We start from the raw sequence: 14,972 nt of genomic DNA, 5'->3' as shown, positions 1-14,972 counted from the left end.
GCGGGCCGGTCCCGCCCCGAGCGGGCGGGCGGGCGGTGTGCGAGGTCTGCGGTCAGGTTCCCGCTTCGTCCTGTGACGTGTCCCGCGTGCTACCCGATCGACTTGGCGATCCATAACGAATCGGTTACGGTCGAGTGTCTCGCGTGCAGAGCTCACCAGAGTGTGGCAGCCGCGGGGGGTGTCGACCGGGAAGAAGTCCCGGGACGCCCGGACCGCCGGATCGGCTGGTCGAGAACCCGGAGCGACGTCGTCGCCCTCGCGCCCCGCGCGGACCGGGGAGAGCCCGTCAGGAGCCCATCGACCCCCCGTGCCCGGACAGCACGACGACTGGACCCGAGTGAAGAACCCCTTCCGCGACACCGTGAGCGCCCGGCGCCCGGCGCATCGCTCCGCCCCCGTTTCTTCGACTTCTGATGGTGTCGAGGCTGAGGCCTCCGCCACTCCTGCTTCGCGGCGTCGCCGTTGGCCCTTGATCGCCGGTGCGACTGCTGTCGCGCTCGTGGCGACGGGTGCGGTTGCCTATGGTTCCGCGAAGAAGACCGTCGAGCTCGATGTCGATGGTGAGATCACGACGGTGAGCACGTTCGCCGGCTCGGTCGAGGGTCTCCTCGCCGAGGAGGGTGTGCGTGTCACCGACAAGGACTTGATCGCTCCTGCGGGTGATGCGGCGCTGAAGAACGGTGCTGACGTCGTCGTGCGGTACGGGCGTCAGGTGACCGTGCAGACCGATGGTCAGCAGAGCGACGTGTGGGTCACGGCTCTGGACGCGGACGAGGCGCTCGACACGCTCTCTGGTCGTGGCGCGGACGTGCGCCTGGTCGCCTCCCGCTCCACGGCAGACGGGCGCCCCGAGCTCGGCGTGAAGCTCGACGCGAACGGGCCCGTCAACGTGGTCGTCGACGGCCAGACGGTCGTCGCGCCGGACGGGTCCATCGGCATCGACGCCCTGCTCGAGCAGCAGGGCATCACGCTCGGTGAGCAGGACCGCGTCTCGGTCGCCCGCGACGAGGCTGCGGACCCCGCGGTCTCGGTCGTCGTCCACAGGGTCACCGTGACCGACGTCCCCACCGTGACCGCCATCCCGTTCGAGACGACGGTCCAGGAGGACGCGAACGTCTACAAGGACGAGGCGCAGACCGTCGCCCAGGAGGGCGTCGAGGGCACGCACACCGTCGTCGAGCGGGTCACCGTGGTCGACGGGGTCGAGGAGTCCCGCGAGGTCGTCTCCGACGGAGTCACTGCCGAGCCGGTCGCCAAGATCGTGGTGCAGGGCACCAAGGAGCGCCCGAGCGGCCCGGCCGCCGCCGGGTCCGCTCGCGAGATCGGACGCCAGCTCGTCGCCGCCCGCGGCTGGGGCGGCGACCAGTTCCAGTGCCTCGACCGGCTCTGGACCAAGGAGAGCAACTGGAACTCCTCGGCGACGAACTCGTCGTCGGGCGCGTACGGGATCCCGCAGTCCCTGCCGGCCTCCAAGATGGCGAGCGCGGGAGCCGACTGGAAGACCAACCCGGCGACCCAGATCACCTGGGGCCTGAACTACATCGCGGGCAGCTACGGCACCCCGTGCGCCGCGTGGGGCCACTCCCAGGCGAAGAACTGGTACTGACCCACGGACGTCGTGACGCCCTCTCGGCGGAGGGTTCCGCACCAGGTCACCCGGTAGGCTTCCCTGCATGAACGCCACCCCCAACGCCCTGCTCGGTCCGGCACAGATCCGCGACCTGGCAGGGCGTCTGGGCGTGCGGCCCACCAAGACCCTCGGCCAGAACTTCGTGCACGACGGCGGGACCGTCCGCAAGATCGTCCGGACGGCCGGGATCGGGGCGGGGGACCGTGTGGTCGAGGTCGGTCCCGGGCTCGGTTCGCTGACCCTGGGGCTGCTCGAGGTCGGGGCGAGCGTGGTCGCGGTCGAGATCGACCCACCGCTCGCGCAGCAGCTCGCTGCGACCGTCGCCGTGCACCAGCCCGACGCCGCCGACCGGCTGACCGTCGTGGCCGCCGACGCGCTCGACGTGACCGAGCTCCCGGGCGAGGCGCCGACGGCGCTCGTCGCCAACCTGCCGTACAACGTCGCCGTCCCCGTCCTCCTGACGTTCCTCGAGCGGTTCGACTCGTTGCAGCGGGTCCTGGTCATGGTCCAGGCCGAGGTCGCGGACCGCCTCGCGGCGCCGCCCGGCAGCCGGACCTACGGCGTGCCGTCGGTCAAGGCCGCCTGGTACGCCTCGGCCTCGCGGGCCGGGACGGTGGGGCGCAGCGTGTTCTGGCCGGTGCCCAACGTCGACTCGGCGCTCGTCGCGCTCGACCGCCGCGAGCCACCGGCGACGACGGCCACGCGCGAGGAGGTCTTCGCGGTCGTGGACGCGGCCTTCGCCCAGCGCCGCAAGATGCTCCGCTCGGCCCTCGCCGGGATCGCGGGCTCGTCGGCGGCCGCGGTCGAGGCGCTCGAGCGCGCGGGCGTCGACCCGACCGCGCGCGGCGAGAGGCTCACGGTCGAGGAGTTCGCCCGCATCGCCGAGCAGCTCCCGCTCGTCCGGGCCGAGGCGGCCGCTTCCGCAGGCGAGCACCCGGACCGACCTGGCACAGTGGACGCGTGAGCTCCCACCTGTCCGCTGCTCCGCCGGTGGCCGTGCGGGTGCGGGCCCCGGGGAAGGTCAACCTGTCGCTCCGCGTCGGCGCGTGCCAGGACGACGGCTACCACCCGCTCGTCACCATCTTCCAGGCCGTCTCGCTGGCCGAGGAGGTCGAGGCCACCCTCGCGACGCCTGGCGCCGGCATCTCCTTGACCGTGTCGGGTGCCCAGGCCGACCGGGTCCCGGTCGACGAGAGCAACCTCGCGTGGCGCGCCGCGGAGTCGTTGGCCCGCTACACGGGGGTGGACCCCGACGTCCGTCTGCACCTCCACAAGGGGGTGCCCGTCGCGGGCGGCATGGCCGGCGGGTCGGCCGACGCCGCGGCTGCTCTCGTGGCGTGCGACCTGCTGTGGGAGACCGGTCTCTCGCGCGCCGAGCTGTCGGACCTGGCGGCGGGGCTCGGCTCGGACGTGCCGTTCGGGCTCGTCGGGCACACCGCCGTGGGTACCGGGAGGGGGCACCTGCTGACGCCCGCGATGTCGCGTGGCGAGTTCCACTGGGCGTTCGCGGTGCGCGACGAGGGCCTGTCGACCGCCCAGGTCTTCCGGACGTTCGACGAGGTCGTGGGCGGGAGCGCGGACGTCGAGCTGTCCGACGACACCGAGCTCATGCAGGCGCTGCGTGCCGGCGATCCCGTGGGCCTCGGCCGCGCGCTGCACAACGACCTCCAGGCCGCGACGCTCGCCCTGGCCCCCGAGCTGGGCCGGACCCTCGAGGTCGCGCGCGACGCCGGTGCGCTCGGCGCGATCGTCTCCGGCTCGGGCCCGACGATCGCGGCCCTCGCCCGCAGCAGGCAGCACGCGCTCGCGATCGCGGCCTCGTGGACCGCGGCGGGCGTCGCGGACTCGGTGCACTGCGCCACGGGCCCGGCGTCGGGGGCGCGCGTGCTGTCCTCCTGACCCCGGGTGCTGGTGGCGCTCGTGCCCGCGTGCGGGCCTCGCGCCGCGAACCGCTGCGCTCCTCCTCCACGATCCTGTCGTTCGGCGCGCTGGATCGACGGGTACTTCCTAGTCTCGAGGCATGACGCTCTCCCGCCACGGCGTCCCGCCGGTCGTCGACGATCCGCTCAGCACCCCACGCGTCCTGGTGGTCGTCGGGACGCGCCCCGAGGCCATCAAGATGCTCCCTGTCGTCCAGGCGCTGCGCGAGCACGAACGGATCGAGCAGGTCGTCGTCGCCACCGGGCAGCATCCGGGGCTCGTCGCCGACGTCCTGCGGCTGGCCGGTGTCGAGGTCGACGCGGACCTGGCGATCGGTCGCCCGGGCATCACGCTCAACGAGCTGTTCGCCGAGGTCCTCGAACGGCTCGAACGGTTCTGCGCGGAGCGCTTCGGTCCGCCCTCGTCGAGCGTCGTCGGACGCGACATCGACCGCTACCCGTTCGCGTGCCTGGTCCACGGGGACACGACGACCGCCGCGGCGGCCGCGCTCGCGGCGTTCCACCTGCGGATCCCCGTCGGGCACGTCGAAGCCGGTATGCGGACGTCGTCCACCCTCTCGCCGTTCCCCGAGGAGCTCAACCGACAGCTCATCGCCAGGATCGCGTCGTTCCACCTCGCGCCGACCGACGTGGCCAAGGGCAACCTGGTCGCGGAGGGGATCGACATCCAGCGGGTCTTCGTCACGGGCAACACCGCGATCGACGCCCTCCAGCTCGCGGCGGGCCTCTGCCCGCCCTACGGCGTGCCCCAGCTCGCGGACCTCGAGGACGACTCGACCACTCGCGTGGTCGTCGTCACGGCCCACCGGCGCGAGAGCTGGGGCGAGGGCCTCGAGCGCGTCGGCCTGGCGATCGCGCGGCTGGCCGGGGAGTATCCGGACGTGCGGTTCGTCCTCCCGCTCCATCCGAACCCTGCGGTCGCCGGGACCTTGCGGCCCCTTCTCGAGGACGTCCCGAACGTCGACCTCGTGGCGCCGATGGGCTACTCCGCGTTCGCCCGCCTGCTGGGCAGGGCAGACATCGCGATCACGGACTCGGGAGGTATCCAGGAGGAGGCACCGGCGCTGGGGACCGCCGTCCTCGTGACGCGCGAGAGCACCGAGCGGACCGAGGGGGTCGACGCAGGGACGCTCGAGCTCGTCGGGACGGACCCGGACCGCATCGTGGCCGCCGCGCGTCGCCTCCTCGACGACCGGGCCTACTTCCTGGAGGTGACGCACCGGACGAACCCCTACGGGGACGGTCACGCGGCCCGACGGATCGTCGAGGCGATGGACCACCTGCTCTTCGACGACCCGGCGCCCGTCCCGTACGGTGCGGGCTTCTCCCGTGGCGTCGTCCTCGACTGGGCGGGGTACGAGCGGGAGCCGACGGCCCAGGAAGCGTCGCGTCCGGGCCGTGGGCTCGTCGACCCGTCGCCGGGCTCGCCCATCCCGGACGTCGACACCCCGCTCCCCGAGGACGTGGTCAGGTGACCGACGACCTCCGTTGGTGGGACCCGTACGCGGGACTGCCGGCGGTCGTCCAGGTCGTGTTCTGGGTGCTCCTCGTCGTCACGGTGTCCTCGTTCGTGTGGGTCCTGGTCCTCGCGGTGACTGCCTGGGCCCAGGAGCGTGCGCTGGCCAGGCGTGCGAGGGTGGCCGGTCGGCGGCAGGACGCCGGAGAGTCCGACTTCCTGTGGGTCTTCGTCGTGCCGGCGCTCGACGAGGAGGTCACGATCCGGGACAGCGTGACCCGGCTCGCGGCGGTCACCGCGACGCACCGGGTGATCGTGGTCGTGGACGACGGCTCGACGGACCGGACCGCGGAGATCCTTTCCGACCTCGCGATCGAGGACCTGCGCGTGCTGCGCCGGGTGCCGCCGAACGCGCGCCGGGGCAAGTCCGCGGTGCTCGACGACGCGTGGTCGTACCTCCACCGCGACCTGCTCGCTCCGGGCCGCCCGTTCGACGGCTGGGACTCCTCGAGGGTCGTCGTCGGGATCGTGGATGCGGACGGTCGTCTTGCCGCCACGGCCCCGGCGGTCCTGGCCGGGCACTTCGCCGACGAACGGGTGGGCGGGGTCCAGGTGCTGGTGCGCATCTACAACCGGCGGTCGGTGCTCACCTGGGCCCAGGACGTCGAGTTCGGAGTCTTCGGGCTCGTGTACCAGCTCGCGAGGGGGCGCTGGGGGACCGCGAACATGGGCGGGAACGGCCAGTTCAACCGTCTCTCGGCCCTCGACGACGTCGTGACCGACGACGGGATGCCGCCCGGTGTGGTGCGCGGTCCGTGGCGGGACCGCCTGACGGAGGACCAGGACCTGGGGGTGCGTCTGGTCCACGCGGGATGGCGCGGCGAGCAGACGGTCGAGACGCAGATCGAGCAGCAGGGGGTGTCGGGGCTCCATCGCCTGGTCCGACAGCGGACCCGCTGGGCACAGGGCGGGTGGCAGGCGCTCGACCTGCTCGGTTCGGCGCTGACCGCCCCGGTGTCGGTCTGGGCGCGGCTGGATCAGCTCTACTACCTCCTGACGCCGGTCCTGCAGACAGCGATGGGCTTCGGGCTCCTCCTGTCGCTGCTCCTGCTGGGGGTCGAGCACGTGCCGTTCTACTCGCTCTTCTGGCCGGTCGTCGTGTTCTTCCTCGGGCTCTCGTTCGGGCCGGGGTTCGTCGGGCTCGCGAGGCGGGGGAACGGCGTGGTCGGCCTCCTGGTGGCGGTCGTGGCGGTCGTGCCCTACGTGCTGTACTCGTGGATCCTGTTCCCGGTGGTCCTGCGTGCGCTGTTCCGTCAGGTCGCGGGCCGCACGGGCTGGGCCAAGACGGCGCGCGAGCCCCTGGCGACCGTCGAGGACGACGGTCCGTCCGCCCGCTGACCTCGGCCCGGCGCGTATCCTCGCTGGAGCACCGTGCGTCGGCGGAGCCGCGTGAGCGCGGCGGGCCGACGCCCCCGAGCAACTCGAAGGACTTCATGGCACACCTCCTCGGCGCCGACGACATCCGCCTCGTCGTCGGCACCCGCACCCTCCTCGACGGCGTCAGCCTGGGCCTCGACGACGGCGACCGCGTGGGCGTCGTCGGCCCCAACGGTGCGGGCAAGTCCACGCTGCTGCGCCTTCTCGCGGGGACCGCGACGCCCGACGCCGGACGCGTCACCCGGGTGGGCGGGCTGCGGATCGGGATGCTCGACCAGCGCGACGAGTCGCCCGAGGGCACGTCGATCCGCGACCTGGTCCACGGCGAGTCGGCCGAGCACACGTGGGCCGGCGACGCGGGCATCCGTGCGGTCCACGCGGGGCTCCTCGCCGACCTGGACCTGGACGCACCGGCGTCGACCCTGTCGGGTGGCCAGCGCCGCCGGGTGGCGCTCGCGGCCCTGCTGGTCGCGGAGCACGACGTGCTGTTCCTCGACGAGCCCACCAACCACCTCGACGTCGAGGGCGTCGCGTGGCTCGCCGAGCACCTCCAGGCGCGCTACGACCGTCCGGGGGCCAGGGGGGCGCTCGTGGTCGTGACGCACGACCGCTGGTTCCTCGACGCGGTCTGCACGCGCATGTGGGAGGTCACGGGCGACGGCTCGGGCGCGGTCGAGGGGTACGAGGGCGGGTACGCCGCGTACGTCCTGGCCCGTGCGGAGCGGGCGCGCACCGCGGCCGTCACGGCCGAGAAGCGCAACAACCTGCTCCGCAAGGAGCTCGCGTGGCTGCGCCGCGGAGCCCCGGCGCGGACGTCCAAGCCCAAGTTCCGCCTCGACGCCGCGGCCGCGCTCATCGCCGACGAGCCGGACCCCCGTGACACGCTCGAGCTCACCCGCATGGCCACGCGCCGTCTGGGCAAGGACGTGCTGGACCTCGAGGGCGTCACGGTGCGTATGCCGGCGCGCGACGGGGATCCTGATTCCGCGGAAAAGGTCCTGTTCGACGACGTCACCTGGCGCCTCGGTCCGGGCGACCGCTACGGCGTGGTCGGGGTCAACGGTGCGGGCAAGACGACGCTCCTGCGCCTGCTGGCCGGCCGGCTCGCCCCCACGCAGGGCACGGTCAAGCGGGGCAAGACGATCCACGTCGCCGAGCTGACGCAGGACGTCGAGGAGCTCGACCAGATCGGCGGCCTGCGCGTCGTGGAGGTCATCGAGCAGGAGAAGCGCACGGTCGCGGTCGACGGCAAGGAGCTCACGGCGGCCCAGCTCGTCGAGCGCCTCGGGTTCACCCGCGAGCGCTCGCAGACGCTCGTCCGCGACCTGTCGGGTGGCGAGCGTCGCCGGCTCCAGCTCCTGCGCCTGCTGGTCGGCGAGCCCAACGTGCTGCTGCTCGACGAGCCCACCAACGACCTCGACACCGACACGCTCGCGGCCATCGAGGACCTGCTCGACGGATGGCCCGGCACGCTCGTCGTGGTCTCGCACGACCGCTATCTGCTCGAGCGGGTCTGCGACCGAGAGGTCGCGCTGCTCGGGGACGGGACCATCCGCGACCTGCCGGGCGGGGTCGAGGAGTACCTCGCGCTGCGCAAGGCCGCGATGGCGGCGGCCGTCGCCGGGACGCGTGCCGGCGCGACGGGCTCCGGGGCCGGTGCGGCGTCGTCGGGCACGGGGAGCACCGGTGCCGCGGGTGACGCGACCGCTCAGGCGGCCCCGTCCGGGGCGGACGTGCGGGCCGCGAAGAAGGAGATCGGGCGCATCGAGCGGCGCCTGTCGAAGATCGCCGAGCTCGAGGCGCGCCTGCACGACAAGATGGCCGCCCAGGCGACGGACCACGCCGCGGTCACCGACCTCGACAAGCAGCTCCGCGAGCTCGCTGCCGAGAAGGACACGCTCGAGGCCGAGTGGATGGAAGCGGCCGAGCTGCTCGACTGACGGACCGCACGGGCAGGGCTCGCACGAGCCCTGCCCGTGCGGTCGCGCGATCAGGCCTCGAACTGCCCGATGACCGTGCGGAGCAGGTTCGCGAGGTGGAGCCGGTCAGCGGGGTCGAGCGCTGCGAGGACCTCGCGCTCGACGGCCAGGAGGTCGCTCATGGCGGCGTCGACGCGTTCCAGGCCCTCGGGGGTGAGCTCGACGAGCACTCCTCGCCGGTCGTCGGGCGAGCGGTGCCGCTGCACCAGGCCGCGGGCCTCGAGGCGGTCGATCCGGTTCGTCATGGTGCCGCTCGTGACGAGCGTCTGCGTGATGAGCGCTCCGGGGGACAGGCGGTACGGCTCGCCCGCGCGGCGCAGCGCCGACAGGACGTCGAACTCCCACGTCTCCAGGTGCCCGCGCGCGAACGCGCTGCGGCGCGCGAGGTCCAGGTGCCGGGCCAGCCGGCTGACGCGCGAGAACACGGTGAGCGGCTCGACGTCCAGGTCCGGACGCTCGCGCTGCCAGGCGTCGACGATGCGGTCGACCTCGTCCGGGTGCGGGTGCTGCATGACGTGAGGCTACTCGATGTTCCTCGACATCAAGAGTCTTGACGGCCGAGGCGTGCCCGGGAAGACCTGCGAGCCCGTCGGCGCGACCTCCGGTCAGCTCGCGCGCAGGGCGTCCTTGAGCCTGACCCGACCGCCCGTGCGGAGCACCGCGTTCGAGTAGATCTTGCCCGCGAGCCACACCAGGACCGGCACGAGCGCGAGCGAGAGCCCGACGGCGAGGAGGATCTCCCACGTCTCGACCGTGCCCAGCGCGATGCGGATCGGCATGAGCAGCGGCGAGCAGAACGGGATGTACGACAGCCACACGACCAGCGGGTTCTCGGGGTCCCACGGGCCGATCGAGATCCCGATGATGTACGGGATCATCATGAGCATCAGGACCGGTGTGATGACCGAGCCCACGTCCTCCTGGCGCGAGACCAGGGCGGCGAGCGCGGCCAGCGCGAGCGAGTACATGACGAACCCGATCACGAACCACACGAGCACCCAGGCCGCGGTCGCCCCGAGGTTCACGCTGCTCGCGTCGACCAGCCCCAGGGCGAACGCCGTCCCGACACCGCCCCCGACCACGACCACGAGCTGGATCAGACCGATCGCGCCGATGCCCAGGACCTTGCCCGCCATGAGCTGCCAGGGCCGGATCGTCGCGAGCAGCAGCTCGACCACACGGCTCGTCTTCTCCTCCACGACGCCCTGAGCCACGAGCTGCCCGCACGTCATGAGCGCGATGAAGATGAGGATGCCGCCCACCATGCCCGTGACGATCTGGGCGGGGTCGCGCACCTCGGTGGGTTCGAGCGTCTCGACCGTGGGTGCGGCAGAGGCGATCTCCTGCGCGACGGCGGACGGGTCGCCGCCCAGGTCGCTGATCGCCCCCGCCAGGGCCGCCTGCTGCGCGAGGCCCGTGAAGACGGGCGTCAAGGTGGTGCCCAGCTCCTCCTTCACGACGACCGTGAACGACTCGGGGGTACCGGTGACCAGGGCGTCGAGGTCGCCGTCGGCGAGCTGCGTCCGTCCCTCGGGCTCCGAGACCTCGCTGACCTGGATCTCGGTCCCGACGGCCTCGCCCGCTGCCGTGAGCTGGGACCCCAGGGCCTCGACCTCCGACGTGACGCCGACCTTCTGGACGGCGGGGCCCTGGTCGCCCACGAGGCTCAGCAGGAACCCGCCGAGCACCACGCCCACGAGCAGCGCCACGGTGGTCCAGACGAACGCCTTGGACCGGATGCGGGTCGAGATCTCACGGCCTGCCACGAGGGACACCGCGCCCCACGTGCTCACGGGGGAGTGGGGCGTCGTCGGCTGTCGCAGGGTGCTCATGCCGAGACCTCCTGTCGGGTGGCGGTGGCGTCGTCGCTGCTGACGACGTGCCGGAAGAGCTCGGTCAGGGAGGGGCGCTGCGGCGTGAACTCGCGCACCGGCCCCGTGGCCAGGGCCGCGCGCAGGACAGCCTGCTCGGCCCCGTCCTGGGGCGAGTCGACCTCGAGGAAGGTCCTGGCGCCGTCGTACCGCACGACGTGGACGCCCGGGATCTCGGACGCCCAGCCGGGCGGCGCCGCCGGGGCGTCGACGACCCACTGCGGGCGCTGCGTCGCGCGCAGCTCCTCGATCCCGCCGACCTCGACCATCTCGCCCGCCTTGACGATCCCCACGCGGTCGCACAGCCGCTCGACCAGGTCGAGCTGGTGCGACGAGAAGACGACGGGTACGCCCGCGGCGGCGCGGTCGCGCAGCACGCCGCTCATGACGTCGACCGCGACGGGGTCCAGCCCGGAGAACGGCTCGTCGAGCACCAGGATGTCCGGGTCGTGCACGAGCGCGGCGGCGAGCTGCACGCGCTGCTGGTTGCCGAGCGAGAGCTTCTGGACCTCGTCGCCCCGGCGGGAGTCGATCCCGAGGACCTGCGTCCAGTGCTCCATCGCCGTGCGCGCCGCGGCGGGGCTCAGCCCGTGCAGGCGGGCCAGGTAGACGAGCTGGTCACCGACCTTCATCCGCGGGTAGAGCCCGCGCTCCTCGGGCATGTAGCCGATCCGACGACGCATGGCCAGGTCGAGCGGCCGTCCGTCCCACCGCACCTCGCCCGAGTCGGGGGCGAGCACCCCGAGCGCGATGCGCATCGTGGTCGTCTTGCCGGCCCCGTTCGAGCCGACGAAGCCGAAGATCTCGCCCGCACCGACCGTGAAGGACATGTCGCGCAGCGCGCGCACCGTCCCGTACGTCTTGTTCAGCCTGTCGATCTCGAGAGTCGCCATGTGACAACGAAACCATGGGCGGGGCGCGCCGTCACGGGCGGAATGTCACGGGTTCGGGAGGCGGTGCGGCTCCGCACGAGCCCCAGGGTGCCGGTCCGGGTCAGCCGTCCGTGCGGTCCTTGGCCGTGAGCGACGGCTTCTTCTCCATGCCGGACAGGCCGTTCCACGCGAGGTTGACCAGGTGCGCCGCGACGTCGGTCTTCTTGGGGCTGCGCACGTCGAGCCAGTACTGCCCCGTGAGCGCGACCATGCCGACGAGCATCTGCGCGTAGATGGGCGAGACCCGCGGGTCCAGGCCCCGTCGCTTGAACTGGTCCGCGAGCAGGTGCTCGACCTGCGTCGCGACGTCTCCGATGAGGCTCGAGAACGTCCCCGTCGCCTGGGCCACCGGGGAGTCGCGCACGAGGATCCGGAACCCGTCCTCGGAGGTCTCGATGTACGTCAGCAGCGCGAGCGCCGTGCGCTCGAGCAGCACCTTGGGGTGGCCGCCCGAGGAGAGCGCCCCGGTGAGCGCGCTGGTCAGGCCCTGGATCTCGCGGTCGACGATGACGGCGTAGATGCCCTCCTTGCCCCCGAAGTGCTCGTACACCACGGGCTTGGAGACCTCGGCGCGGGCCGCGATCTCCTCGACGCTCGTCCCCTCGAAGCCCTTCTCGGCGAACAGGACGCGGCTCACCGCGAGGAGCTGTTCACGGCGCTGGCTCGCGGTCATACGGGATCTGGGAGGACGTCTGGAGTCTGCGGGCACGGCACCATCATGCCGTGCCCTGTCGCCCCGAGGGCCGGGATGAGATGTCGTGCGGCGCCCTGTGACTCTCTCCTCACACGTTTTCTCCACGTCCAGAGCCGGTTCGGGCGTGGAGCACCGTGCGAGACCTGGCAGACTGTTCTCCGGACGAGCGATGGTGCGCACGAGAGGGAGGTTCACCCTCCGACCGTGCGCCGTGTCCAGTCCGTTCCGCCTTGGTGTAATCGGCAGCACAAGGGTTTTTGGTGCCTTTAGTCCAGGTTCGAGTCCTGGGGGCGGAGCACGTGCAACCAACCCGATGGGAGCCCCAGTGACCGACGCTGTGCCCGACGCACCGCCAGTGCCCGCCGCAGTCATCGTCCTCGCCGCTGGTGCGGGGACGCGGATGAGGTCCGCGACCCCGAAGGTCCTCCACACGCTCGCCGGTCGCAGCATGCTCGGCCACGCGATGGTCGCGGCCCGCGACCTGTCCCCTCGGCGCATCGCGGTCGTGGTCCGCCACGAGCGCGAGCTCGTGGCGTCCGCAGCGCTCGAGGTCGTCCCGACGGCGCTCGTGGTCGACCAGGACGAGGTGCCGGGCACCGGGCGAGCCGTGCAGTGCGCGGTCGAGGCCCTCGACGTCAGGGCGCAGGCCGAGGCGGCCGCGCACGGTGTGCCGATCGGGCACGAGGGACGTGGTCCCGTCGAAGGCCTCGACGGGTCGGTCGTGGTCCTCGCGGGCGACATCCCGCTCCTGGACGCAGCGACGCTCACCCGGCTGCTCGACGTGCACCACTCGGACGGCAACGCCGTGACCGTCCTGACGACGGAGGTCGACGACGCGACGGGGTACGGACGGATCGTCCGTGACGACGCCGGGGGAGTCCTGGCCATCGTCGAGCACAAGGACGCGACGGACGAGCAGCGCGCGATCCGGGAGATCAACTCCTCGGTCTACGTCTTCGACGCGGGAATCCTGCGCGGTGCGCTGCGTCAGGTCACCCAGGAGAACTCGCAGGGCGAGGTCTACCTGACCGACGTCCTGCAGATCGCCCGTGAGGGCGGCGGCCGCGTGGGGGCGCTCAAGGTCGCCGACCCGCTGCTCGTCGAGGGAGCCAACGACCGCGCCCAGCTCGCGACGTTGCGCGCCGAGCTCAACCGCCGCCTCCTCACGCGCTGGATGCTCGAGGGCGTGACCGTGATCGACCCGGCGACGACGTGGGTCGACGTGGACGTCGACCTGGGTCACGACGTCACGCTGCTGCCGGGCACCCAGCTCCACGGCGCGACGTCGATCGGGGCGGGCTCGACGATCGGCCCCGACACGACGCTCACCGACATGGAGGTCGGTGTGGGGGCGACCGTGACCCGCACGCACGGCAGCCTGTCGGTCGTCGGTGACGGCGCGAGCGTCGGACCGTTCGCCTACCTGCGCCCCGGCACGGACCTCGGGGCCAAGGGCAAGATCGGCACGTTCGTCGAGACCAAGAACGCGACGATCGGCACCGGCTCCAAGGTGCCGCACCTGTCCTACGTGGGGGACGCGACCATCGGCGAGCACACCAACATCGGTGCCGCGAGCGTCACGGTCAACTACGACGGCGTCTCCAAGCACCGCACGGTCATCGGCTCGCACGCGCGGACCGGCGCGGACAACATGTTCGTCGCCCCCGTCACGGTGGGCGACGGCGCGTACACGGCCGCTGGTTCCGTGATCCGCCGCGACGTGCCGGCCGGTGCGCTCGGCGTGAGCGGCGCCCCGCAGCGCAACGTCGACGGCTGGGTCGCCCGCCGTCGCCCCGGCACCGCCGCCGCGGACGCCGCGGCGCGGGCGCACGAGAACGACGGCGAGACGCCCCCTCCGCTGGGAGCCCAGGCCCAGGCGCAGCTCGCCGAGGCCACCGCGGCGACCCCGGCCCCCCGACCGACCCCGGCGCCCGCGAGCCCCGGTGTCCCCACGGTCCCCGACGGACCCAACACCACGACCAGCAGCACGAACGAAGGGCCTTCCCCACGATGAGCAGCACGATCGCCGGCAACGGGGACAAGTCCCTCGTCCTCGCGTCCGGACGCGCGCACCCCGAGCTCGCCAAGGACGTCGCGCGGGAGCTGGGCATCGACCTGCTTCCCACGACCGCGTACGACTTCGCCAACGGCGAGATCTACGTCCGTTTCGGGGAGAGCGTCCGCGGTGCGGACATCTTCCTCCTGCAGAGCCACACGGCGCCGATCAACCAGTGGATCATGGAGCAGCTGCTCATGGTCGACGCGGCCAAGCGTGCCTCGGCCAAGACCATCACGGTCGTCCAGCCCTTCTACGGCTACGGCCGCCAGGACAAGAAGCACCGCGGTCGCGAGCCGATCTCGGCGCGCCTCATCGCGGACCTGTTCCGCACGGCCGGTGCCGACCGCCTCATGAGCGTCGACCTGCACGCCGCGCAGACCCAGGGCTTCTTCGACGGGCCCGTGGACCACCTGTGGGCCATGCCTATCCTCACGGACTACGTCCGCTCGCGGGTCGACACGTCGAACGTCACGGTCGTCTCGCCCGACGCCGGCCGCATCCGCGTGGCCGAGCAGTGGGCCGCGAAGCTCGGCGGCGGGCCGCTCGCGTTCGTCCACAAGACCCGCGACATCACGCGCCCCAACCAGGCCGTCGCGAACCGCGTCGTGGGTGACGTCGAGGGGCGCGACTGCGTCCTGGTCGACGACCTGATCGACACGGGCGGCACCATCGCGGAGGCCGTCAAGGTCTGCCTCGCGGCGGGCGCCAAGTCGGTCATCGTCGCGGCGACGCACGGTGTCCTGTCCGACCCGGCGGCCCAGCGCCTGTCCGAGTGCGGCGCGAGCGAGGTCGTCGTGACCGACACGCTGCCGATCTCGGCGGAGAAGCACTTCCCGCAGCTCACGGTCCTGTCGATCGCGCCGCTCCTGGCGCGCGCGATCCGCGAGGTCTTCGACGACGGCTCGGTCACGTCGCTGTTCGACGGCAACAGCTGAGCCCTCGGCCCACGCCGCGCGACGGCCCGCCCCACCGAC

General features: G+C 72.5%; 12 protein-coding genes and 1 tRNA gene. 9 read left to right on the top strand and 4 right to left on the bottom strand.

Annotated features, from left to right (window positions below; all coding sequences use genetic code 11):
• Window positions 1-307: 307 nt before the first annotated feature.
• From H9640_RS12515 to H9640_RS12490, 6 genes are all read left to right on the top strand, one after another.
• On the top strand, window positions 308-1,606 hold the full coding sequence (locus H9640_RS12515; RefSeq protein WP_404821899.1) for an aggregation-promoting factor C-terminal-like domain-containing protein: 1,299 nt from the start codon (window positions 308-310) through the stop codon (window positions 1,604-1,606).
• A gap of 67 nt (window positions 1,607-1,673) precedes the next feature.
• Window positions 1,674-2,594, top strand: coding sequence for a 16S rRNA (adenine(1518)-N(6)/adenine(1519)-N(6))-dimethyltransferase RsmA (rsmA, locus tag H9640_RS12510; RefSeq protein WP_191791036.1), 921 nt, complete (start codon window positions 1,674-1,676; stop codon window positions 2,592-2,594).
• Window positions 2,591-3,529, top strand: coding sequence for a 4-(cytidine 5'-diphospho)-2-C-methyl-D-erythritol kinase (locus tag H9640_RS12505; protein ID WP_191791035.1), 939 nt, complete (start codon window positions 2,591-2,593; stop codon window positions 3,527-3,529). The genes rsmA and H9640_RS12505 overlap by 4 nt, the downstream gene beginning before the upstream one ends.
• A 121-nt stretch (window positions 3,530-3,650) precedes the next feature.
• Complete coding sequence (gene wecB, locus H9640_RS12500; protein WP_191791034.1) at window positions 3,651-5,045, top strand: non-hydrolyzing UDP-N-acetylglucosamine 2-epimerase; 1,395 nt, start codon at window positions 3,651-3,653, stop codon at window positions 5,043-5,045.
• The gene (locus H9640_RS12495) at window positions 5,042-6,424 is read left to right on the top strand and encodes a glycosyltransferase family 2 protein (protein WP_191791033.1); all 1,383 of its coding nucleotides are present in this window, start codon (window positions 5,042-5,044) and stop codon (window positions 6,422-6,424) included. Before wecB ends, H9640_RS12495 begins: the two co-directional genes overlap by 4 nt.
• A 95-nt stretch (window positions 6,425-6,519) precedes the next feature.
• Complete coding sequence (locus H9640_RS12490; RefSeq protein WP_191791032.1) at window positions 6,520-8,403, top strand: ABC-F family ATP-binding cassette domain-containing protein; 1,884 nt, start codon at window positions 6,520-6,522, stop codon at window positions 8,401-8,403.
• Window positions 8,404-8,453: 50 nt separating this feature from the next.
• Here H9640_RS12490 and H9640_RS12485 read toward each other — a convergent pair whose 3' ends face one another.
• From H9640_RS12485 to H9640_RS12470, 4 genes are all read right to left on the bottom strand, one after another.
• Window positions 8,454-8,954, bottom strand: coding sequence for a MarR family winged helix-turn-helix transcriptional regulator (locus H9640_RS12485; protein WP_191791031.1), 501 nt, complete (start codon window positions 8,952-8,954; stop codon window positions 8,454-8,456).
• Between the two features lie 93 nt (window positions 8,955-9,047).
• Window positions 9,048-10,274, bottom strand: a complete 1,227-nt coding sequence (locus H9640_RS12480; RefSeq protein ID WP_191791030.1) for an ABC transporter permease — start codon at window positions 10,272-10,274, stop codon at window positions 9,048-9,050.
• A complete protein-coding gene (locus H9640_RS12475; RefSeq protein ID WP_191791029.1) occupies window positions 10,271-11,206 on the bottom strand; it encodes an ABC transporter ATP-binding protein in 936 nt (311 codons plus the stop codon). Before H9640_RS12475 ends, H9640_RS12480 begins: the two co-directional genes overlap by 4 nt.
• Window positions 11,207-11,306: 100 nt before the next feature.
• On the bottom strand, window positions 11,307-11,918 hold the full coding sequence (locus H9640_RS12470) for a TetR/AcrR family transcriptional regulator (protein ID WP_191791028.1): 612 nt from the start codon (window positions 11,916-11,918) through the stop codon (window positions 11,307-11,309).
• Between the two features lie 245 nt (window positions 11,919-12,163).
• On the opposite strand from H9640_RS12470, the gene H9640_RS12465 reads away from it, so the two are divergent.
• The 3 genes from H9640_RS12465 to H9640_RS12455 all read left to right on the top strand — a co-directional run bounded on the left by H9640_RS12465 (window position 12,164) and on the right by H9640_RS12455 (window position 14,933).
• Window positions 12,164-12,235 (top strand) — tRNA-Gln (locus tag H9640_RS12465).
• Between the two features lie 17 nt (window positions 12,236-12,252).
• A complete protein-coding gene (glmU, locus tag H9640_RS12460) occupies window positions 12,253-13,953 on the top strand; it encodes a bifunctional UDP-N-acetylglucosamine diphosphorylase/glucosamine-1-phosphate N-acetyltransferase GlmU (protein WP_191791027.1) in 1,701 nt (566 codons plus the stop codon).
• A complete protein-coding gene (locus H9640_RS12455) occupies window positions 13,950-14,933 on the top strand; it encodes a ribose-phosphate diphosphokinase (RefSeq protein ID WP_138823089.1) in 984 nt (327 codons plus the stop codon). Before glmU ends, H9640_RS12455 begins: the two co-directional genes overlap by 4 nt.
• Window positions 14,934-14,972 lie beyond the last annotated feature (39 nt).

Origin of the sequence: Oerskovia gallyi (genome assembly GCF_014836745.1) — a bacterium.
GTDB classification, from domain to species: Bacteria; Actinomycetota; Actinomycetes; order Actinomycetales; family Cellulomonadaceae; genus Oerskovia; species Oerskovia paurometabola.
Note: the sequence above shows the minus strand (reverse complement) of the source record. Positions and strands in the feature narration are given on the sequence as shown.

Excerpts from the sequence above, each read along its gene's own strand:
- rsmA (WP_191791036.1), top strand. The coding sequence starts at position 1,674 with ATGAACGCCACCCCCAACGCCCTGCTCGGTCCGGCACAGATCCGCGAC.
- wecB (WP_191791034.1), top strand. The coding sequence starts at position 3,651 with ATGACGCTCTCCCGCCACGGCGTCCCGCCGGTCGTCGACGATCCGCTC.
- H9640_RS12490 (WP_191791032.1), top strand. The coding sequence starts at position 6,520 with ATGGCACACCTCCTCGGCGCCGACGACATCCGCCTCGTCGTCGGCACC.
- H9640_RS12485 (WP_191791031.1), bottom strand. The coding sequence starts at position 8,954 with ATGCAGCACCCGCACCCGGACGAGGTCGACCGCATCGTCGACGCCTGG.
- H9640_RS12480 (WP_191791030.1), bottom strand. The coding sequence starts at position 10,274 with ATGAGCACCCTGCGACAGCCGACGACGCCCCACTCCCCCGTGAGCACG.
- H9640_RS12475 (WP_191791029.1), bottom strand. The coding sequence starts at position 11,206 with ATGGCGACTCTCGAGATCGACAGGCTGAACAAGACGTACGGGACGGTG.
- H9640_RS12470 (WP_191791028.1), bottom strand. The coding sequence starts at position 11,918 with ATGACCGCGAGCCAGCGCCGTGAACAGCTCCTCGCGGTGAGCCGCGTC.
- glmU (WP_191791027.1), top strand. The coding sequence starts at position 12,253 with ATGGGAGCCCCAGTGACCGACGCTGTGCCCGACGCACCGCCAGTGCCC.
- H9640_RS12455 (WP_138823089.1), top strand. The coding sequence starts at position 13,950 with ATGAGCAGCACGATCGCCGGCAACGGGGACAAGTCCCTCGTCCTCGCG.